This is a genomic window from Microbulbifer sp. MCCC 1A16149 (genome assembly GCF_050368945.1).
In the GTDB taxonomy this organism is placed as follows: Bacteria; Pseudomonadota; Gammaproteobacteria; order Pseudomonadales; family Cellvibrionaceae; genus Microbulbifer.
The window spans coordinates 3,904,996-3,925,268 of the sequence record NZ_CP185959.1; the positions used below are offsets into that span (position 1 = coordinate 3,904,996).

Sequence of the window (20,273 nt, forward strand, 5' to 3'; positions counted from 1 at the left end):
GGACAATCTTTACGCGGGATTAGATCCGCATCTCGATGCCCGCTTCCTGCATAAAGGCTTTGGCCTCTCCAATTGTGTATTCGCCGAAGTGGAAAATGCTCGCCGCGAGCACCGCGTCCGCACCGCCCTGTAATACACCATCCGCCAGGTGCTGCAGGTTGCCAACACCACCAGAGGCGATTACTGGCACTGAAACCGCATCGGAAATGGCGCGGGTCAGCGCCAGGTCAAAACCGTTCTTGGTTCCGTCCCGGTCCATGCTGGTCAGCAGGATTTCCCCGGCCCCGTAACTGTCCATCTTCTTCGCCCACTCCACCGCGTCGATACCGGTGGGCTTGCGTCCGCCGTGGGTAAAAATCTCCCACCTGGGCTCTTTGTCATTGCCCACCTGTTTGGCATCGATGGCGACGACGATGCACTGGCTGCCGAAACGGTCGGCGGCTTCGCGCACGAAGTCGGGATTGAATACCGCGGCGGAATTGATCGCGGTCTTGTCCGCGCCCGCATTCAGCAGGTTGCGGATATCCTGCAATTCGCGCACCCCGCCGCCCACGGTCAGCGGAATGAACACCTGTGAAGCCATTTTTTCCACCGTGTGCAACGTGGTGTCGCGGCCCTCGTGGGTGGCGGTGATGTCGAGGAAGGTCACTTCGTCGGCACCGGCTTCATTGTAGCGTCGCGCGATTTCCACCGGGTCTCCGGCGTCGCGGATGTCGACAAAATTGACACCTTTGACCACTCGGCCGGCGTCGACGTCGAGACAGGGAATAATGCGTTTGGCGAGACCCATGGCGTTGATCCGGTTATTTCTGGTTCCAGTTGTCACACAGTTCCTGCGCCTGGCGCAGGTCGAGCTTGTCTTCGTAGATGGCGCGGCCGGTAATGGCGCCGAAGATACGGGTCTTCTCGTCACCGGCTTCCAGCAGTTGCTGGATATCTTCGATGCTGCTGACACCGCCGGAGGCGATGATCGGGATCTGTACGGCGCGGGCCATGTCGAGGGTGGACTCGAGATTGACGCCCTGCATCATGCCGTCGCGGGCGATGTCGGTGTAGACGATGGCGCTGACACCGCAGTCCTGGAACTGTTTGGCGAGCTCGGTGGCCTGTACGTCGGAGACTTCGGCCCAGCCTTCGGTGGCGACGAGGCCGTCTTTGGCATCGAGGCCGACGATGATGCGGCCTTCGAATTCGCGGCAGGCTTCTTTGACCAGTTTGGGATTTTTTACTGCGGCGGTGCCGATGATGGTCCAGCTGACACCCGCGTCTAGATACCACTCGATGGTTTTCAGGTCGCGGATGCCGCCGCCGATCTGGATCGGGAACTGCGGGAACTGGCGGGCAATGGCGTTGACGGCGTCGCCGTTGACCGGGTTGCCGGCAAAGGCGCCGTTGAGGTCAACAATGTGCAGGCGCTTGGCGCCCTGGCTGAGCCAGTGTTCGGCGGTGGCGACGGGGTCGTCGGAAAAGACGGTGGCGTCTTCCATTTCACCCTGGCGCAGGCGTACGCACTCGCCGTCTTTCAGATCAATGGCTGGGATTACTATCATTTTGGTTAACTTCCTGTTTCGGGTCCCGGTTTTTTCAGGTCCGGTGGCGGCAGAGCATCTAGTTATTTACTTCGTAAGCATGTACGCGGCATTACCCCGTAGGAGCCTGCCCTGCAGGCGAACAATCTGGGTGGCCATTCATGTTCGCCTGCAGGGAAGGCTCCTACGAATGCCGATCAGAACGCTCCATTCCAACCGACAAAATTCTTCAGCAGCTGCATACCCGCATCCGCACTTTTCTCCGGGTGGAACTGGGTGGCGAAAATATTATTGCTGGTAACGGCAGAGGCAAGTTTTACACCGTAGTCGGTTTCACCGGCGACGGCATCGTTGTTTTTCGCGGGCACATAGTAGCTGTGCACAAAATAGAAACGGCTGCCGCTCTCGATATTGCTCCACATCGGGTGGTCGATTTTCTGCTGCACCCGGTTCCAGCCCATATGTGGGACTTTCAAGTGCTGACCATTTTCGTACAAGTCTTTGCCGAAGAATTTGACCGGCTGCGGGAAGATACCGAGGCAGTCGATGCCGCCATTTTCTTCACTGCGCGCCATCATGATCTGCATGCCTACACAGATACCGAGGATGGGCATACCCGATTCGATGCACTGGTTCAGAAGGGGTACGAATCCGGGGCGGATGAAGCCTTCCATACAGTCGCGGATGGCGCCGACGCCGGGGACGATCAGGCGATCTGCGCCTTCGGCCTGCTCCGGGGTGGTGGCGAGTACCACTTCGTCCGTCGGGGCGACCTTTTGCAGGGCGCTGGCGACGGAGTGGAGGTTGCCCATACCGTAGTCGAGGACGACGATTTTTTGCATTTTCTTGCTTACTCCTGCCTTACAGCACGCCTTTGGTGGAGGGCATGGCGCCTTCCATTCTCGGGTCCGGGGTCAGGGCCATGCGCAGCGCGCGACCGAAGGCCTTGAACACGGTCTCGATCTGGTGGTGGGCATTGAAGCCGCGGAGGCAGTCGATGTGCAGGGTCACCAGGGCGTGATTGACGAAGCCCTGGAAGAATTCGTAGAACAGTTCGGTATCGAAGTTGCCGATACGCTTCTGGGTGAACGGCACATTCAGGGTGAGACCGGGACGCCCGGAGAAGTCGATGACCACGCGGCTCAGGGCCTCGTCCAGGGGAACGTAGCTGTGGCCGTAGCGGGTCATGCCTTTCTTGTCGCCCACGGCTTCGGCAATGGCCTTGCCGAGGGTGATACCGATATCTTCCACGGTGTGGTGGTCGTCGATATGGGTGTCGCCATCGCAGGTGATATCCAGGTCGATCATGCCGTGGCGGGCAATCTGATCCAGCATGTGTTCGAGGAAGGGGACGCCGGTATCGAATTTACCGGTACCTTTGCCGTCGAGATTGACGCTGACCTTGATCTTGGTTTCCAGGGTATCGCGATTGACGCTGGCGGTGCGCATGGGATCTACATCCTTGGTTGGGTAGCGGCCACCCCGATCTCTCTGGGCCCGCTGAGACAGAAGGCGCGAATTATACGCCCAAATGCAGTGGAATTTGGCCGATAGTCTCAGATGAAACTTGATTCATGGTAAAGATCAAATATCATACGGCCCATGACTATGTATCCCCGCCACAAGACCCCCGTCTGGGTCAGCTTTGTACTGCTGTTCGCGCTGATGCTCGCGCAGCCGGTGCTGGCGGAGCATATCCATATCGATGATCGCTCTCACCAGCTGTGCGATCTGTCCCACAATCACACCCCGGCCCCCGTGGGTAGTGAGTACACCTTTACCAGCCCCGACCTGGCGCCGCTGTACTGCGAACAGCAAGCCCCGGTGGCCCTCGACTGCCAGCCGGAGCGCCAGTCTGCCCGCGGCCCGCCCGCACACCTGTCTCTCAGCTAAATCTCAGCAAACCAAACCAGATTTAAGTTCCGGCACCGGCCTTTGGGTGGCCGCTGCCTGTTATTGACAGGAATAATCAACAATGTCTCGTGAAAAGTACCGGGTAAACACTCTGGCGCTGGCTGTTGCCTGCGCATTCTCTTCTGCTGTGTCTTCTGCCGTTTCCGCTCAGGCGGTGAACAAGGAGGGGGAGTCCATCGAGGAGGTGAATGTCACCGTCTCCCCACTGGCCAAACCTGCCGATGCCGTGGCAGCGCCGGTGTCCGTGCTGAAAGGCGATGAGCTGCGCAAGGCCGCATCCGCCACCCTGGGCCAGACCCTCAACAGCCAGCTGGGCGTGGCCAACGCCTCCTTCGGCGGCGGTGTGGGCCTGCCGGTGATCCGCGGCCAGAGCGCCAATCGGGTCAAGGTGCTGAACGACAACCTCGACGTGGCCGACGCCTCCAACACCAGCTCCGACCACGCAGCCAGCATCGAGCCGCTGCTCGCCAACAGCATCGAGATCCTGCGCGGCCCCGCAGCCCTGCGCTACGGTAGCGGCGCCATCGGCGGCGTGGTGAATGTGATCGACGGTCGTATCCCCACCCGGGTACCCGAGGAGATCGAGGGCGCGGTGGAGATGCGCCACGACACTGCCAACCGGCAGGACGCCGGTGTCTTCCGCCTGAGCGGTGGGGCCGGCAACCTGGCCTGGTATCTGGATGGAGTCTACCGCGATAACGACGATACCCAGATTCCGGGTCTCGCCATCCGCGAGCACGACGAGCATGAAGAACACGAAGAGCACGCCGACGAAGGAAATCACGAAGAAGAGTTCAACACGGACGGTTTCGTTGGCAACACCAGCGCCCGCGCCAAGAGCGGCAGCGCCGGCCTGTCCTGGGTGACAGACAGCGGCTTTGTTGGCTTCTCCGTCAACCGTCTGGAGAACAACTACGGTATTCCCCTGGGTGCCCACGAGCATCACGAGGAGGAAGAGCACGCACTGGAAGAGGGCCACGCGGAAGAAGAGCATCTGGAAGAGGAGCACGGGGAAGAGGCGGTGCGCATCGACCTCGCCCAGACCCGCTACGACCTCAAGGGCGAACACGACTTCAATGGCGACTACTGGGACAAAATCAGCTTCCGTCTCGGCCACAACGATTACCAGCACGTGGAACTGGAACACGGTGAGCCGGGCACCCGCTTTACCAACAAGGCCTGGGAAAGCCGGCTAGAACTGACCCACGACGACGGTGGCGAATGGCGCGGCGCCTATGGCCTGCAATTGACCCGCAAGGACTTTGCCGCGATCGGCGATGAGGCGTTTATTCGCCCGTCCATCACCGACAGTATCGGTGCCTTCACCATGAAGGAGCGCGAGTGGGGCAACTGGCACCTGGATCTGGGCGCGCGCCTGGAAAACGTCACCATTGACCCGGAATACGGAAGCGACAAGGACTTCAATCTGGTCGGCCTGTCCGGTGCCCTGCAGTATTTCCTCAGCGAGCACCAGCACCTGAGCGTCGGTCTCACCAGTGCCGAGCGCGCACCGGTAGCCGAGGAGCTGTTTGCCGACGGTGCGCACCTGGCGGAATCCCGCTACATCATCGGTGACGAGGCGTTGGACAAGGAAAACTCCATCAACCTGGAACTGGGCTATCACCACCACAACCAGGACGCCATTGGCTGGCACGCTGCGAAAGTCGAGGCCAACGTGTTTTACAACCGTATCGGCGACTATATCTACGCCGCCAATACCGGCCTGGAAGACGAGGAAAGTGAATTCGCCATTTACGGCTACGACAATCGCGACGCTACCTTCTACGGCGCCGAAGCCTCGGTGCAATTCCCCCTGGCCAGCTCTCTCAGCCTGACCCTGTTCGGCGACAGCGTGCGCGCTAGCTTCGATGATCGCATTGCCGGCGAGCCCCGATCTGTGCCGCGCATGCCGCCGCTGCGCTTCGGTTTCGCCCTCGGCGGCGACTACGACTCCTGGAACTGGCAGTGGCGCAACACCCGCGCCACCGCGCAGGATCGCCCCGGCGCCTTCGAGGAAACCACCGACGCCTACACACGCATGGATCTCACCGCGCAGTACAACTTCAAACTGGCGGGCAACGACGGCGTGCTGTTTGCCAACGCGCGCAACCTGCTGGATGAAGAAATCCGCAACGCCACCTCGCTGCTGCGGGACTTCGCACCGGAAGCAGGGCGCAGCATCGAAGCCGGGGTAAGGTTTCATTTCTGACCGGCACCTGCTTCAATAGTCTGCAATTGACGCGCCCCGGCTCTGCCGGGGCAGCATCCTCCTTTGCCAATACCAGATTTAAGGAAACCTCTGTATGGCCTGGATCAAGCGCGGACTTATCACCCTCGTTGTTCTTTTTGCCCTGTTTGCCGGTGTTATCGCCTGGTTCCTCTCCGGCCTCGACGCCAATCAGTACAAACCGAAAATCGTCAAACTGGCCGCGGACCAGGGCATTGCCCTGACCCTGGACGGCGATATCGGCTGGCAGATCTGGCCCAACATCGCACTCAAGCTCGAAGGCGTGAAACTGGCACCGCTGGCACTGCCCAGTGAGTCCCTGCTGGAAGCGGACAAAGTGGCTGTCGGCGTGGCATTGATGCCACTGCTGGACAAACGTATCGAAGCCAAGGAGGTCGTCCTGCTGGGCCCGCAGGTTGCACTCACCGTGGACCAGAACGGCAAAGGCAACTGGGAACTGATCACCGAGGCCATGGATGCCAAGGCCGAGCTGGACGAAAAACAGCAGCAGGAACAGCCCCCCAAACTGGATGTGCCTGAAGAGAGCGCTGAACCTGCACAGGGCCTGGAACTGGCTCTGGAACAACTGCGCCTGGAAGACGGTGTACTACGCTATACCGACAAACAGACCGGCACCGAATACGCCATCAGCAAGCTGCATATTTCTGCAGACAATCTGGTACCCGGCGGCAAGCCCGGTGAAGTACAGCTGCGCGCGGAAATCGCAGGCAGCGATCTGCCCGAGCCGGTGAACCTGGATATCCACAGCACCCTCGCCATCGACGAAGGCCTGAACGGCCTGCGGGTACAACCCGCCAATATCAAGCTCACCGGAGCCGAAGGCGCCGAGGCGAAAATCAACCTGCGCGGCAATGTGCGTCGCGCCAAGTCCGATGCCCCCTGGCAGATCCAGCTGAACCTGAATGTGGACGTCGAGCCGATCACCGGCTGGCTCGCCGCGGTGGGCAGCGAGTTCAAACCGCAGAGCAGCAGCGCCCTGCAGAAACTGCATATCGAGACCGATATCAGCGGCACCGACAAGCAGATGTTCCTGGAACCACTGCAACTGGTACTGGACGACAACCGTCTCGAAGGCAGCGCCAGCTTCCAGGCCAGCACCACGGCCAACGGGGTCCCCAGCGTGTCCCTGTCCCTGACGGGCGGCGAGCTGAATGTGGACGACTACCTGCCCCCGCCGGCAGCCGGCCCGCAGCCGGACGAACTGACCGCAGATGTGGCCGCAGCCCAACCGGTACCGCTGCCCCTCGAATCCATGCGAGGCTTTAACGCCAAGCTGGACCTGACCCTGGAAAAACTGCACGCACTGGACTTCGAGATCGACCAGCCGCAACTGGCAGTGAACGTGAATAACGGCCTGTACCAGCTGAACAAACTGGCGGCTGGCCTCTACGGCGGCACCCTCAACAGCACTGGTGTGTTCAATGCCCGCGGCAACTCTGCCCGCGGCGAGTTGAGCGGCGGCCTCACCGGCGTGGAGATCTCCAAGGTGCAGGAAGCCCTGTTCGCCAGCGATGAACCGGAAGCGGCAAATGCCAAGAAAGTCACCCTGTCCGGCAAAACCGATCTTACCTGGGTGGGCCAGACCAACGGCGCCGACACCCTGGCGCTGCAGAAAAACCTGCGCGCCGCGGTACAGCTCAACTCCAAGGAGCTGTCACTGGCCCCATTCAATCTGGAGAAAGGGATGTGCCAACTGGTGAGTTACGCCGAGAAAACCCCGATGCCGGAAAAAGAGTGGCCCGCACAAACCCGCCTGCAAGACCTGCGCACCAGCGTGAACCTGAATGGCGATGTTGCCAAGGTGGAGGGCATCAATGCGGGTATCGAGAATATCGCGCTGACCGGTGACGGCACCGTCGATCTGGAACAGCAGCAATTCGACTTCGCCCTCGGCCTCGCGCTGGTAGGCGAAAAAACCTCCGGTAATGGCTGTTCCGTGCAGAACAGCCGCTGGCGCAATCGCGCGCTGCCGCTGCGCTGCAAAGCCAAGTTTGACGAGGCCGGCGCCACCACCTGTAAACCGGACAGCCGTCGACTCGACGATCTGATCCGCGAGGAACTGAAGTACAAAGCGGAGAAGAAGTACGGCGACAAGGTCGAAGAAAAGACCGAGGACCTGAAAGACAAGCTGAAGGACAAGTTCAAAGGCCTGTTCAACCGCGGGGATTAATACCCAACGCCCGTAGGAGCCTGCCGGCAGAGTGGGCTATCCCTCACAACCTTATCCCGATAGCATGGGCACCCTCTGCGGTGCCCATTTTTATTTCGACCTATGCCAAATCCTGCCCCCAAGCCCAAGACGCCAGCCCGCTTCCAGCAGGCCCTGCTCAAATGGTTCGACCAGCACGGGCGCCACGACCTGCCGTGGCAACAGGACATCACCCCCTACCGGGTGTGGGTCTCCGAGATCATGCTGCAGCAGACCCAGGTCACCGCGGTCATCCCCTACTACCAGCGCTTTATGGAATCCTTTCCCACGGTGCAGGCGCTCGCCGCCGCCAGCCAGGATCAGGTACTGGCCCATTGGAGTGGCCTCGGTTACTACGCCCGCGCGCGCAACCTGCACAAGTGTGCACAGACCGTAGTGAACGACCACTCCGGCGAATTCCCGCAGGATGTAGAGCTATTGGAAGCACTCCCCGGTATCGGCCGCTCCACCGCCGGCGCCATTGCCAGCATCAGCATGGGACTGCCGGCAGCGATCCTGGACGGCAATGTGAAACGGGTTCTGGCCCGCATCCACGCCATCCACGGCTGGCCCGGGCAAACCGCTGTGGCCCGGGATATGTGGGAAATCGCCGAGCGCTACACGCCCGCAGAGCGCACCGGCGATTACACCCAGGCGATGATGGATCTGGGCGCCACCCTGTGCACCCGCTCCCGGCCCGCCTGCGAGCGCTGCCCGTTCGAAAACCACTGTGTCGCCCGCGCCCAGGGCAACCCCACCGCCTATCCAGGCAAAAAGCCGAAGAAGGAAAAACCGGAACGCCAGGCTACCCTGTTGCTGATCGAGCACGACGACGAACTCTACCTCGAGCAACGCCCCGCCAGCGGAATCTGGGGCGGCCTGTGGACGCCGCCACAGTTGGAAGGGGACGACGGCGGTGAAGCCAGCGCCCAGGAATGGCTGGCCGCAAGGGACATGGATGCCGGTGAGATCCAGGCCCTGCCGCCCATGCGCCACACCTTCACGCATTTCCATCTGGACATTCATCCGGTGTGGATAACTCTGCCGTCCAGACCGGCACAGGTGGCAGAAGGACCCAGTGGCTGGTATAAACTGCGCCAGCTCGACCGGCCCCGATCCGCACAGGATCTGGGAGTGCCGGCCCCAATCGCCAAGTTGGTAAAACAGCTTGTCGCGCTCAAGGAGCCATTACTGGCGCCCTGCTGAAACCTAGGAGAACCCATGTCCCGCACCGTCTTCTGCCGCAAATACCAACAGGAACTGGAAGGTCTCCCCAATCCGCCCTTCCCCGGCCCCAAGGGCCAGGATATCTACGAGAACGTCTCCGCCAAGGCCTGGCAGGAGTGGATGGCGCACCAGACCATGCTGATCAACGAGAAGCGCCTGAACATGATGGAGCCCTCCGCCCGCGCCTACCTCGCCGAGCAGATGGCCAAATTCCTCAGCGGGGAAGACTACGACGCAGCGGATGGCTACGTGCCGGAAGCGGACAAATAGCGCACCCCACCAGCGCCACAGCACCCGGCGCAGTGAAGATAACCACGCCGGGTAAGCAACCGCTCACAAACAGCAAAAACTATTTATCAATCAAGGGGTTGACTCCCCCCGGAAGAGCAGGTTTAATACGCGCCTCGCTGCCGGGGACATCCCCGAAATCAGCAAAGCCCAGATAGCTCAGTCGGTAGAGCAGGGGATTGAAAATCCCCGTGTCGGTGGTTCGATTCCGCCTCTGGGCACCATACAAAAAGCCGCTCCCGAAAGGGTGCGGCTTTTTTTATGCTTGCGCGGAGCGGTCGAGAACCACCGCAGTTCGACGGATCGCGCCAGCGATTTGCTGCAGGCACTCCGCTCCCATCCAAAAAACCACTCCACAAAAATACCCTCTCATCGCCAGAACGCCTTTCGCTCCAAATCCCCCAGCAACCAAGCTGTCGAAATTTCAACCAGCCTAAAATCCGCAACAAGCAATAACGGACACCGGGGGAAAGTTGACCTACCTGCTACGATAGATTTGCCATCAACATAGAGGTTTAATGTCCCTCGCGTTCTTGCCAAGCCATGCTCAGAGCACTCTAGTGGCTATATGGAGCTCCAAGGAATAATGAAAAATAAATTTCTTCTCATCGCTATTTTTGTCGCAGCTGGTTCAGGGTGTGCAAGCCAGGAAGACATGTTGCATGCAGATTTGTGGTCTGGAGATCCAGATGCCTATTCATCCAATAGTAACGAGGATATTCGAGACTTGGGAAAAACTCCTCGAGAAAAAATGCTCGAGCAGAGAAGGCTGGACGAAAAAAGAAAAATCCGTTCGGTGAAGGGCAATTTGATAGATGGCCTTGTACATACTGCCATTAAATCGATAGATAGCTCTGACTAATACATTCAACCAGAGCTTGCGCTTGCCCCCAAACGGTGAAAACTTATCTCAGCCAATTTATTTCGTCACTTGCAGGATTAAAGAATGAATTTGAACCAGGTAACCCTACCAGTTTCAAACATGGAGGAATCTACAGACTTCTACCGGCGCATGGGTTTTCTGCAAATCGTGGATACGCCCCATTACGCCCGCTTCGAATGCCCCGAGGGAGACTCCACATTTTCCCTTTCACTTGAACCTGAAGATTTTACAAGCCGCGCGGTCATCTACTTTGAAAATAGCTCGCTGGATATGCTGGTGGCGAACCTCAAGGAAAATGGATTTGCCTTCGACCAGGAGCCTACAGATATGCCATATCTTTGGCGGGAGGCAGTACTGCATGATCCGTCAGGCAACAAGATCAAGCTCTACTGGGCTGGAAATAATCGCCTGAACCCTCCGTGGAGGGTAGAGCGAAGCGAATAGTTCATTAATAAAGCCCAGGTAAAAAATTAAAAATGTCAGATTGTGGCTGCAACCCAGAACAAGCAGAGAAACTCGAGAAAAATACGTTAATCGCGCTGCTATCCATCAACGGTTTGATGTTTGTTGTCGAACTGATTCTGGGCTGGCTGGCACAGTCCACTGGGCTGATCGCCGATTCACTCGATATGCTGGCCGATGCATTGGTATACGGGATTTCCCTCTACGCGGTTGGCCGCGGCGTTATGCTTCAAGTTCGAGCAGCCAGAATCAGCGGTATCCTGCAAATACTATTGGGCGCGGGTGTTCTGCTCGAAGTGTTCAGGAGGCTGCTATTTGGTAGCGAGCCACATAGCCTGCTCATCATGGGCGTCGGTGCTGCTGCACTTATCGCCAATCTCATCTGTCTCGCCCTGATATCAAAACACCGCGAAGGCGGCGTGCATATGCGAGCCTCGTGGATATTTTCCGCAAACGATGTGATCGCCAATCTCGGGGTGATAGTCTCTGGGGTGCTCGTTGCAGCTCTCGACAGCCGGCTACCCGACCTGATTATCGGGAGCATTATTTCGCTCGTGGTTATCCGCGGTGGCTGGAAAATACTGCGCGAAGCCAGGGCAGCGCAAAACCAGCGCAGCGAACACTCATAAAAAAGCCCGGAAATCTCCGGGCTTTTTTACTTATACCGCTTTTATTCTTCCACCGTACCCGGCCAGATCACCACGCGGCCATCAGGTTCCTTGAACACACGCACCGGCAGTGACTGCTCGAGCATCGCCACCAGGGTATCGGCTTGGTCAGCGGTGAAAGCCGTGGTCACGCGCAGGTTTTCCAGTTCGCGGGTACCGATCACGATACGGTTTTTGCGGTAGCGATTGGCATCAGCAACCACCTCGGATAACGGTGCGTCGCGATAGCTGAATTTTCCCTGACGCCAGCTGGCAACCTGAGTGGTATCCACGGTAGTGACACGGCTCAACTGAGACTGATCGACACTGACTTGCTGACCGGCAACCAGACGCACCTTCGGGCCGCTTTGGCTCACAGTAGCAGCGCCGCCTGCCGGGCGACCGGCGACATCGACGATACCCTCCTCGACAGTGACTTTTGTCGCCGGGTGCAGGGTGCTGCCGGCATGCACATCAAAGCGGGTGCCTACCACGCGGATTTCCGCCTCGCGCGCGCCCACATAGAACGGGCGCGCCGGATCCTTGGAGACTTCAAAGAACGCCTGTCCGCGCAGCAGTTTCACACTGCGGCGGGTATCGCTGAATGCGACCTCGATGGCGGAGTCGCCACCCAGGGTTACCCGGCTTCCGTCGTTGAGGGTTACGGTGCGCTGTTGTGCCAGTTCCGCGGCGTAGGCCTGGGGCCCTGGCTCAGCCTGCCACGGGGCCAGGTAAACCACCCCCACAGCGAGCATCAAAGTGCAGGCAAACGCGAGGCCGGCGGCCGGCGCAATACCAAAGTAGTTGTTCAGCTTGTCGAGCCAGCCGGAGAGCCCCCCGGGCTGGCGCAGGCGTGCGCCCTCCGGACCGGCGGCGAGGGCCGCCAGGCTGCGATCGATCTGTTCCAGGCGCTGGTAAGCGCCGCGGTTGTGTACCTGCTGCATCCACTCGTCAAACGCGGACTGCTCGTCACTCGTGAGGCTGCGCTCGCCGCGAAGCATAAACCATTCACGGGCTTCGGCCTCCACGCGCCGGAAATCTGTCTGCAGGTGACTGTTGCCAGTCGTCATCACAATTCTCCACCATGTGCACGCAGCGCTTCCTGACACCCGGCCAGGGCTTTCGCTACATGCTTTTTAACTACAGTTGCCGAGAGTCCTTCCCGCCGCGCTATTTCCGCGTAGGAGAGGCCATCGACACGATTCATCAACAACAGCCGGCGACGCTTGTGGGGCATGCTCCACAGGGCGCGATTGATCAGGCCCAGAAACTGCCGGCTGGTGGCAACGCGCTCCGGACTCAGGGTGTCCTGCTCCCGGTCGGGGTCGTCCTGTACCGACTGTGCATAACTCTCCCGTACCTGCCCCTTGCGCAACGCGTCAATCGTGGCGTTGTGCACGGAGCGATACAGGAAGGCCCGCACGTGTTCGATATCGCCAACCCGGAGCTGGGGTGCCATACGTGCAAATGCTTCCTGCACCAGGTCCTCAGCCTCGCTGTACGACAGTCCGAATTTACTCACCGCATATCGACAGAGTTCCTGATGATATTCGCGGTAGTAGTAATCCAGGTCCTTGTCGTTTTCGGTCGCCAATTGGCTAGCCCACGCTGTTGCCATGGATTCTCTTCACCATCATTTTTGTTGTATTTGTCTGCTTGGAAGACGCCTCTGGCGGGCGCTGAAATCTATTTCTCTTGCCGATAGAACGGATAAGAGAAGCGGATCGTCCCCCCACGGCAGAAAAATAATGAATAGGCGGCGCTATTCAGTCGATCAGTCGATCTGGATGCCAACACGCAGGCCGAAGGTACGCGGCGCACCGTAGTAGTACTCGGGCACCGCGATATCCGCCTCCTGTACATCGTTGGCGACGGCGGTATTGGTGAGGTTTTCGCCATAGAGATCGAGCCACCAGTTGCCCCGGTTGGGTTCAATCTTGAGCCCGGTACTCCAGCGGCTCCAGGTGGGCTGGCGATCGATATTGTCCGCGGGACCGGCGGGATCCTGCTGCCACTCGCCGCTGCGGTTATCCAGCAACCTACCGCTGCGATCGCCGCGATTGGCCTCATCGAAGTACATATCCGAGGCGAATTGCACTCCCAGCCGTGCGGTAGCGTGTGCCCAGTTACCCAGTGAGAGGTTGTGGCGATAGTTGAGGCCGAGGCTGATCTCCGGCACCTGCTTCAGGCGGTTACCGCTAAAGTCCACCAGGTTGGGGAATTGCGGATCGCCGGCGTCGGGGTTCCAGGTCTGGCCGTGGTCGGGAAACTCGTTGTCTACCGCCAGGAAGTGGTCGTAACGCGCATCGAGCAGGGATACAAAGCCGGCCACCCGCCCATTGAGACTGCTGGCCCAGTTCAATTCCAGTTCCATACCGCGAATGGTGGCGGAGGGGGCGTTGGTGCTGCGAATCAACTCGGTGCCATCCTCTGCGACGGCGATGCCGGATACCTGCAGGTCCCGGTAACGGGTATCAAACAGCGCGCCGTTCAGGGTCATGGCGCCATCCAGCAGGCCCAGCTTGAACCCCAGCTCGACATTGGCGCTGGTTTCCGGACCGACAAAGGCGGCGCCGCGGTTATTGCGCTCGAACAGTGTTTCCAGTGCCTTCCGGTACTGCGGGTCCTCGGCGCCAAGGTATGTGCCACTGAGTTTGGCGCCGTCCTGCACGATGCCCGGCTTGAACCCCTCCGCATAGTGCAGATACAGCAGGGTATTGTCCGAAGGATGATAGGTGAGGCGCGCCATGGCGGTAGTGCTGCGCCAGGTGCGGTCGACGTCGTTGTAGTTGGCGACATAACACTGGCCAGGGTCGGCAGATTCGCGATTGACCGCGACGGGGCCCAGCTCGCCACCGCGATCGCTGCGAATCAGGTCCGGACAGGCGATGTTGCGCCCGCCGCGGTCATAGCGCTGGTCGCGACCACTTCTGGCACCGACACTGACCTGCCACCGCGCGCTCAGGTCGTAATCCAACTGGCCGTATACCGCATCCAGGCGGGAGCCGCGTTCCGGTTGCAGGAAGCTGTGTGCCGGCGCGCCGCCCCAACCGCCGCCGTCGGGCTCCTGATGTTCCAGGTCGAAGCGGATCGCATTCTTTTCTGCAAAATTGAAATACGCCAGCAGCCAGCGCAGCCGCTGGTCATCGCGGCTTTTCAGCTGCACTTCGTGCTGACGCGCTCGGTATTTCGACCAGATGGTGCGATTGCTCTGGTGATAAATGGCCGGGTCTGTCTCGCTGCCAACCGCGCCGCTGCGATCCGCGTCCCAGTCCTGGGCGCGACGGGTATAGCCGTAGCCGCTGATATACACCAGTGATGCACCGCCGGGCAGGCTGAGCTCCATGCGGCTGCGCAGCGCGTCCTGGTCCAGCCGGGTGCGCCCGGGGGTGTCGATGGTAACCGGGGTCGAATAATCGACAACCGGGAGACTGCCGGCACCGCGATCCTCAAAACGCTCGTAGCTGAGCCACCAGTCGAGACTGTCCGTGATCTGCCAGCTGGAACTGAGGCGATGGCTGAACAGGTGGGTATTGTTGTAGCGGCTGTCGCGATCCGCGTGAATCGAATCTTCGGTGTAGTCGGTATAGCTGTCGGCCTGCTCGGATACCCCCGCCCAGCGCAGCGCCCAGTTGTCGGTCAGCGGTGCATTGGCAACGGCGCTGATCTTGCGCTGCCGGTAGTTGCCCAGAGTTACGGACATTTCCGACGACCATTCGTCCAGCGGTCGCGCCGTGTGGTAGTTGATCACCCCGCCGGTGGAGTTGCGCCCGAACAGGGTGCCCTGGGGACCGCGCAGCACTTCGACCCGGTCCAGGTCGTAAAGCAGCACCGCTGAACCCTGCACCCGGCTGCTGAAAATCCCATCCACATGGGTCGCAACCCCGGAATCGCCCGCCTCGGTATGGTTGTCGGATCCCACCCCGCGCAGGTAAAGCATGGATGCGGTGTGATCTCCGTTGCGCGCCACCTGCAGGCTGGGCACTTCTGCCGCCAGCTGCTCCAGGCTGTCGATATTGCGTTCTTCCAGGGTGCCGCCGCTGATCGCGGTGACGGTCATGGGCGTCTGCTGGAGATTGGTGCGGCGCTTGCTCGCCACCACCTCTATCTCCTCCAGCAGCGGACGCGCCTCGGCGATGATCTGCGCTTCCGGCTCCGCTTCTACAGCCGGCAATTTCGGGGGCAGAATCACCACACCCTGGCCATCCACCCGGCGGTAGCGGAAATCCGACTGCGCCAGTAACTGCTCCAGGGCGGCTTCGGCAGTGTATTCGCCAGCCACGGCCGGCGCCTGGCCGCCCGGGGTGCTGACGGCGCGATCCTGGGCGGTGGCGACCATGACTGCCAGCCCGGTCTGGCGCGAGAATGCCAGTAGTGACTGGTCCAGTGGTTGTGCGGGAATCTGGAATTGGTAGGTGGTGGCTTGTGCGGAATGTCCCGGTCCGGTATCGCCCTTCGGATCCGGAGCAGCATCCACGGCAAAAGCCACCGGCACGGCACTCACGTGTGCCGCCAGCAACAGGGCGGGTAGTGACCTGAGGCAGGTCTTGGACATAGGCTAGTCGTCATCGCTGTTCCCGGCGATCGCCACAGGGGCAGATAGCGGGGGTTCCGGTGACGCGATGGCAGCTTTTTATTCCCCCGAACCATTGCCAGGGGGAGTCGCCGCTTCTATCACGCGCCCGGTTGATTATTGTTCTGTCTGGAAAACATACAACAATCTTCCGGGAGGTGACAAGTTGAGACGCACAGCGCCGCCCGATCCGCTCCCCTATTCTGCAACCAGGGTCACACAGCGGTAGTGAGCCTTGCCATCGGCACTCAGGTCTGCGGCCAGCGCGGGTAGCAACTCCTGCATCTGCTTGCGCAGTGTCCAGGGGGGATTGACCACGATCATGCCGGAGGAGGTCATGCCGTGGCCATCCGCATCGGCGCGGATACCCAGCTCGAACAGCTCGATGTTGCGCATGCCGGATCCGGCGATCTGCTTTTCCAGCGCGTCAATGCGATGGCGCTCCACGACCGGGTACCAGAGCGCCACCGTTGCAGTGGCCATCTTGCGGTGAATCAGTTGCAGCGCGGTGACTATCCGCCGGTAGTCCTCTTTCTGTTCATAGGGCGGATCGATCAGAATCAGGGCGCGGCGCGAGCTGCACGGCAGCAGGCTCGACAGCCCGGCAAATCCGTCTTCCTCGCGCACCCGACACTGGCGCCCGCGGGAGAGGGTCTGACGCAGCTTTTCCGCATCGCTGGGATGCAGCTCGAACAACCAGGCCTTGTCCTGGGGGCGCAGCAGCTGTGCGGCAATCAACGGCGAGCCGGGATACTGCTGCAATCTGCCCTGCGGGTTCAGCCCCTCGATCAGACGCAGATAATTCTGCAGTCCCGGTAGTTCGCAACGCCCGTAGAGCTGGCCGATCCCATTGAGGTACTCGCAGTTTTTCTGCGCCATATCCGACGCCAGGGCATAACCGCCGGCACCCGCATGGGTATCGATATAGTCAAAAGGCGCATCTTTCTTTTGCAAGTAGGAAATAATTTCCACAAGCACACAGTGCTTGAGCACATCGGCAAAGTTGCCGGCGTGAAAACCGTGACGATAACTGAGCATGGAACCCACCCGGGCGCAATAACCAGGACAAAACAACGAGGACAAACGCTGCCGGACAATAAAAAGGGAGGATGTGGGCAGCGGCGGGTGAGCATCCTCGAGGAGGGGGAAAGGGCCCGATCTTTTGGGCTCACCGGAATGCCGGCGAACTTTAGGGCGCTTTTTAGTCGGTGACAATCAATTTTTAATCAAACCTGACAACCTTGCTGAGAGCCGGATAGCCCCTGTACATGACCTGCACGCAAACTAAAAAAAGGGGGCACAAAGCCCCCTTTAGATTCGCCTGGTTATTTAGCGGTTAACTACTCAAGTTAGAAGCCAACAACTACGGGCGCCCTTTTATCGCTCACGGAACCGACGCCCAACCGGTAGTACTCGTTGTCACCCCAGCCCCACAGGTAGCCATCGCGGCTTACCGCAAAGGAAGTGTTCGTTCCCGCGACCACACCGGTCCAGTTGTAAGCGGCTCCAACCTGTGTCGGCGTTATCGCATAGTTGTCGGTGCTGTCGATACCCGCTTGTCCGTCAACATTTCTTCCCCAGGACCACAGGCTGCCACCGGATTTAACGGCAAGTGTGTGATGCGAGCCGGCATCCACTGACGTCCAATCCGTGTCACTGCCAACCTGAGTGGGGACGTTGAGGTCTAGCGTATTATCCGCTGAGCCCAGCTGGTAATTGCCGTTATCTCCCCAGGTCCACAGGCTGCCATCTGATTTCAGTGCGACCGTATGGGAGTTACCGGCATCGACAACGCTCCAGTCGGATTCTTCACCCACTTGCACCGGACTGTACTGTGGGTCGCTATTTCCAGTACCCAGTTGACCAACATTATTGTGCCCCCAGGCCCACAGGCTGCCATCGGTTTTCAGCGCCATGGTGTGGTATCGGCCTGCTCTGACACTTGCCCAATCCTTATCGGTACCAATTTGTACGGGTGTTTCCGCAAAGCCAGGTGAATCAGTGCCGGTGCCGAGCCTCCCGTATTGATTATGCCCCCAGCCCCAAAGACTGCCATCGGACTTGATCGCAAAACCACGCTGCGCACCAGCGAAAACCTTTACCCAGTCACTGTCTTCACCGACTTGCACGGGAAGGTGCTGCTCAACGAGATTCTCATCGCCGGTACCCAGCTGATAAGCGCCATTTTGCCCCCACGCCCACAGGGTGCCATCAGACTTGATGGCAAAGGAAGCGTGACTGCCTGCCGCTGTACTTACCCAGTCGCTGCCTGCGCCCACTCGAGTAGGCACGTAGACGGAAGACGTGTCACCGGTTCCCAACGATCCGTTGATGTTCCAGCCCCATGCCCACAGACTACCATCTGCCTTCAGGGCTAAAGAGTGAGTGCCGTCATAGGATATCTGTACATCCTCGCTGGTCCCCGGGCGGAAGCCAACTTCGACGGCGTAACTTGAAGAAACACCAGACAACTGATCCTGAATCGTCAGCTTGGTGTATCCAGTGGAACTTCCTGCATAGAGGTTCACGCGGTTGCCGGTAGTGACACTAAGGTTGGCCACTGCAGAGTCATCAAGCCACCAGCTACATTGATCACAGGCAACATCTGCAGTAAGCGCCAAAGACTGTCCGCCCCTGAGCTGGATAGTGTCGAGAATCGTACCGTCCGGGCCGCTTACTGAGATACCGGCCTCGTAATCCACCGTATTGACCAGTTCATCGCCGCTGCCGCCCTGCAATAGAACAGAAAGCGTAACGGAACCTTTGCTCACCTGGGCAGAAGAGGCGATGCTGAGGGTTGCCTTGCTGGGATCTTCCGGGTTTACCTCGAGCGTCATCTGGCCATCAAGATTTTCCAGTGCCCAGGTAAATTCGTACGGCGGGTTTGACCAGCGCACGCGCCCGGAAAGCTGGTAAGTATTTCCCGGCCGCAGAGTGCCTTCCGGCCCGCTGAACAGCAATTCGGGCAAGACATTGCTAAATCCACTTGCAGAAAAATTTCCGGAAAGTGACGTCACACAATTTACATCCAGCTCGGAACAGGGTGCATTGTTTTCGATACTCACAGTCACTGTATGAGTTCCGGAGCGCTTGGGCGTGGCGTAGTAGAGGAAATACAAGCCTTGCGTCAGCCGCTCTACTTCCGCCGCAATCTGCTGCAGACCCGTATCCACCTCACCGTAATTGCTTACACTGAAAAGTCGTTTCGAAGCCAAGGCGCGGTCGGTCTCGGCGATGGAATCCAGCTTTTCACCCAGCACAATTTGCACCAGCGGATCCGGATCGATTTCGCTGCCGACGGTAAGCGCGAAGAAATCCTTGTCGCCTTTGGCTGCGAGGGCCGCACCCAGAGTGGAAGACGATGCAGTATCGTTACCATCGGTAATCAGAATCAGAGCCCCATGGGTCACCTGATCAAGGGTGAAGCTGTTGCTCCATTGGCTGAAACCGTTGACTACTGCACCATACAGATTTGTTGAAGGGCCGCCGCCGGTGATGCCGTCAATTGCCGTTTTCAAGGCCTCCTTGTCGCCGCTGAAATCACTCACCCTGCGGACCGTGTCATCAAACACGTAAACAGCAATCTGCTGGTTCTGAATAAGATTATCGACGATTTTTGCCGCCGCAGCTTTTACATCGACCAGGTCAGAAGACGTCACACTCGAGCTGACATCCAGCATCAATACAGTTTTCAGCTGGTAGGGAATCTGATCAATCGGCTCAAGATCCAGAAAGGCTTCGCGCTCCGCAATAGGCGTGTCATTTTCCAGAACGTTGAAGTCATCCAGGGTAAGGCTGGTAACCGGCTCACCACTGCTGCGATCTACCACCCGCTGAATCATGGTGACGATAGACGGTTGCGTTGCGGTAATCGTATAGGGCTGCAGATTTACCGCTAATTGGCTACTCGCTACCACTTCACAATCTGCGGTTATCGGGCCAGTGGTATAGACGCCCGACGCCGCATCATAACTACCACCACAACCAGCAACATCTTCTACAAGATATCCGGCGCTACTTTGAGACAGGGTAAAACTTGCTACTCCGCCTTCCTCAACGGTTGCACTCCCGGGCTCAACGACAAGGCCCGTCCCGAGTCTGGTGGAAACGATATATGAGGTGCTACCACCACTACTGCTTGAGCTGGAACCGCCACTGCTAGAACCGCTAGAGCTGGAGCTAGAACTGGACCCACCACTGCTTGAGCTCGAACTACTGGAACTGGAACTTGAACTACTGCTGGAGCTCCCCCCACCACTGCTTCCACTTCCACCACCATCGGATCCCCCGCCTCCACCGCCGCATGCGGCGAGA

The 20,273-nt window shown here is 59.3% G+C and carries 17 protein-coding genes and 1 tRNA gene; 9 read left to right on the forward strand and 9 right to left on the reverse strand.

Annotated elements, in window-relative coordinates:
• Positions 1-19 precede the first annotated feature (19 nt).
• The 4 genes from hisF to hisB form a co-directional block, all read right to left on the reverse strand.
• Entirely contained in the window at positions 20-790 is a 771-nt protein-coding gene (hisF, locus tag ACONT6_RS16065; RefSeq protein ID WP_428821526.1) for an imidazole glycerol phosphate synthase subunit HisF, read from the reverse strand.
• A 13-nt stretch (positions 791-803) separates the two neighbouring features.
• Entirely contained in the window at positions 804-1,550 is a 747-nt protein-coding gene (hisA, locus tag ACONT6_RS16070) for a 1-(5-phosphoribosyl)-5-[(5-phosphoribosylamino)methylideneamino]imidazole-4-carboxamide isomerase (RefSeq protein WP_428819431.1), read from the reverse strand.
• A 176-nt stretch (positions 1,551-1,726) separates the two neighbouring features.
• A complete protein-coding gene (gene hisH / locus ACONT6_RS16075; RefSeq protein ID WP_428819432.1) occupies positions 1,727-2,371 on the reverse strand; it encodes an imidazole glycerol phosphate synthase subunit HisH in 645 nt (214 codons plus the stop codon).
• 19 nt (positions 2,372-2,390) lie between these two features.
• Positions 2,391-2,978 carry an imidazoleglycerol-phosphate dehydratase HisB gene (hisB, locus tag ACONT6_RS16080; RefSeq protein ID WP_428819433.1) on the reverse strand — a complete coding sequence of 196 codons (588 nt, stop codon included), beginning with the start codon at positions 2,976-2,978 and terminating at the stop codon, positions 2,391-2,393.
• Positions 2,979-3,131: 153 nt separating this feature from the next.
• On the opposite strand from hisB, the gene ACONT6_RS16085 reads away from it, so the two are divergent.
• The 9 genes from ACONT6_RS16085 to ACONT6_RS16125 all read left to right on the forward strand — a co-directional run bounded on the left by ACONT6_RS16085 (position 3,132) and on the right by ACONT6_RS16125 (position 11,368).
• The gene (locus ACONT6_RS16085) at positions 3,132-3,422 is read left to right on the forward strand and encodes a hypothetical protein (protein WP_428819434.1); all 291 of its coding nucleotides are present in this window, start codon (positions 3,132-3,134) and stop codon (positions 3,420-3,422) included.
• Between the two features lie 82 nt (positions 3,423-3,504).
• Positions 3,505-5,652, forward strand: coding sequence for a TonB-dependent receptor (locus ACONT6_RS16090; protein WP_428819435.1), 2,148 nt, complete (start codon positions 3,505-3,507; stop codon positions 5,650-5,652).
• 94 nt (positions 5,653-5,746) lie between these two features.
• A complete protein-coding gene (locus tag ACONT6_RS16095) occupies positions 5,747-7,861 on the forward strand; it encodes an AsmA family protein (RefSeq protein ID WP_428819436.1) in 2,115 nt (704 codons plus the stop codon).
• 102 nt (positions 7,862-7,963) lie between these two features.
• Positions 7,964-9,085, forward strand: coding sequence for an A/G-specific adenine glycosylase (gene mutY / locus ACONT6_RS16100; protein WP_428819437.1), 1,122 nt, complete (start codon positions 7,964-7,966; stop codon positions 9,083-9,085).
• A 15-nt stretch (positions 9,086-9,100) separates the two neighbouring features.
• Positions 9,101-9,376 carry an oxidative damage protection protein gene (locus ACONT6_RS16105; RefSeq protein ID WP_428819438.1) on the forward strand — a complete coding sequence of 92 codons (276 nt, stop codon included), beginning with the start codon at positions 9,101-9,103 and terminating at the stop codon, positions 9,374-9,376.
• A gap of 166 nt (positions 9,377-9,542) precedes the next feature.
• Positions 9,543-9,618: transfer RNA gene (locus ACONT6_RS16110), tRNA-Phe, on the forward strand.
• A gap of 362 nt (positions 9,619-9,980) precedes the next feature.
• Positions 9,981-10,256, forward strand: coding sequence for a hypothetical protein (locus ACONT6_RS16115; RefSeq protein WP_428819439.1), 276 nt, complete (start codon positions 9,981-9,983; stop codon positions 10,254-10,256).
• An 84-nt stretch (positions 10,257-10,340) separates the two neighbouring features.
• Positions 10,341-10,721: a VOC family protein gene (locus ACONT6_RS16120; RefSeq protein ID WP_428819440.1), complete on the forward strand. Its 381-nt coding sequence runs from the start codon at positions 10,341-10,343 to the stop codon at positions 10,719-10,721.
• A gap of 32 nt (positions 10,722-10,753) precedes the next feature.
• The gene (locus ACONT6_RS16125; protein WP_428819441.1) at positions 10,754-11,368 is read left to right on the forward strand and encodes a cation transporter; all 615 of its coding nucleotides are present in this window, start codon (positions 10,754-10,756) and stop codon (positions 11,366-11,368) included.
• A 41-nt stretch (positions 11,369-11,409) separates the two neighbouring features.
• On the opposite strand, the gene ACONT6_RS16130 is transcribed toward ACONT6_RS16125, so the two are convergent.
• The 5 genes from ACONT6_RS16130 to ACONT6_RS16150 form a co-directional block, all read right to left on the reverse strand.
• Positions 11,410-12,456, reverse strand: a complete 1,047-nt coding sequence (locus ACONT6_RS16130) for a FecR family protein (protein ID WP_428819442.1) — start codon at positions 12,454-12,456, stop codon at positions 11,410-11,412.
• Positions 12,456-13,004 (reverse strand): RNA polymerase sigma factor, encoded by a 549-nt coding sequence (locus ACONT6_RS16135; protein WP_428819443.1) that lies wholly within the window; start codon positions 13,002-13,004, stop codon positions 12,456-12,458. The genes ACONT6_RS16130 and ACONT6_RS16135 overlap by 1 nt, the downstream gene beginning before the upstream one ends.
• Before the next feature lie 156 nt (positions 13,005-13,160).
• Entirely contained in the window at positions 13,161-15,941 is a 2,781-nt protein-coding gene (locus tag ACONT6_RS16140) for a TonB-dependent receptor domain-containing protein (RefSeq protein ID WP_428819444.1), read from the reverse strand.
• 216 nt (positions 15,942-16,157) lie between these two features.
• Positions 16,158-16,997: a 23S rRNA (adenine(2030)-N(6))-methyltransferase RlmJ gene (locus ACONT6_RS16145; RefSeq protein ID WP_428819445.1), complete on the reverse strand. Its 840-nt coding sequence runs from the start codon at positions 16,995-16,997 to the stop codon at positions 16,158-16,160.
• 311 nt (positions 16,998-17,308) lie between these two features.
• Positions 17,309-19,876 carry a VWA domain-containing protein gene (locus tag ACONT6_RS16150; protein ID WP_428819446.1) on the reverse strand — a complete coding sequence of 856 codons (2,568 nt, stop codon included), beginning with the start codon at positions 19,874-19,876 and terminating at the stop codon, positions 17,309-17,311.
• Positions 19,877-20,273: the final 397 nt, after the last annotated feature.

What these genes read in the sequence shown, in the direction of transcription:
- hisF (WP_428821526.1), bottom strand. Translation starts at nt 790, where the DNA reads ATGGGTCTCGCCAAACGCATTATTCCCTGTCTCGACGTCGACGCCGGC.
- hisA (WP_428819431.1), bottom strand. Translation starts at nt 1,550, where the DNA reads ATGATAGTAATCCCAGCCATTGATCTGAAAGACGGCGAGTGCGTACGC.
- hisH (WP_428819432.1), bottom strand. Translation starts at nt 2,371, where the DNA reads ATGCAAAAAATCGTCGTCCTCGACTACGGTATGGGCAACCTCCACTCC.
- hisB (WP_428819433.1), bottom strand. Translation starts at nt 2,978, where the DNA reads ATGCGCACCGCCAGCGTCAATCGCGATACCCTGGAAACCAAGATCAAG.
- ACONT6_RS16085 (WP_428819434.1), top strand. Translation starts at nt 3,132, where the DNA reads ATGACTATGTATCCCCGCCACAAGACCCCCGTCTGGGTCAGCTTTGTA.
- ACONT6_RS16090 (WP_428819435.1), top strand. Translation starts at nt 3,505, where the DNA reads ATGTCTCGTGAAAAGTACCGGGTAAACACTCTGGCGCTGGCTGTTGCC.
- ACONT6_RS16095 (WP_428819436.1), top strand. Translation starts at nt 5,747, where the DNA reads ATGGCCTGGATCAAGCGCGGACTTATCACCCTCGTTGTTCTTTTTGCC.
- mutY (WP_428819437.1), top strand. Translation starts at nt 7,964, where the DNA reads ATGCCAAATCCTGCCCCCAAGCCCAAGACGCCAGCCCGCTTCCAGCAG.
- ACONT6_RS16105 (WP_428819438.1), top strand. Translation starts at nt 9,101, where the DNA reads ATGTCCCGCACCGTCTTCTGCCGCAAATACCAACAGGAACTGGAAGGT.
- ACONT6_RS16115 (WP_428819439.1), top strand. Translation starts at nt 9,981, where the DNA reads ATGAAAAATAAATTTCTTCTCATCGCTATTTTTGTCGCAGCTGGTTCA.
- ACONT6_RS16120 (WP_428819440.1), top strand. Translation starts at nt 10,341, where the DNA reads ATGAATTTGAACCAGGTAACCCTACCAGTTTCAAACATGGAGGAATCT.
- ACONT6_RS16125 (WP_428819441.1), top strand. Translation starts at nt 10,754, where the DNA reads ATGTCAGATTGTGGCTGCAACCCAGAACAAGCAGAGAAACTCGAGAAA.
- ACONT6_RS16130 (WP_428819442.1), bottom strand. Translation starts at nt 12,456, where the DNA reads ATGACGACTGGCAACAGTCACCTGCAGACAGATTTCCGGCGCGTGGAG.
- ACONT6_RS16135 (WP_428819443.1), bottom strand. Translation starts at nt 13,004, where the DNA reads ATGGCAACAGCGTGGGCTAGCCAATTGGCGACCGAAAACGACAAGGAC.
- ACONT6_RS16140 (WP_428819444.1), bottom strand. Translation starts at nt 15,941, where the DNA reads ATGTCCAAGACCTGCCTCAGGTCACTACCCGCCCTGTTGCTGGCGGCA.
- ACONT6_RS16145 (WP_428819445.1), bottom strand. Translation starts at nt 16,997, where the DNA reads ATGCTCAGTTATCGTCACGGTTTTCACGCCGGCAACTTTGCCGATGTG.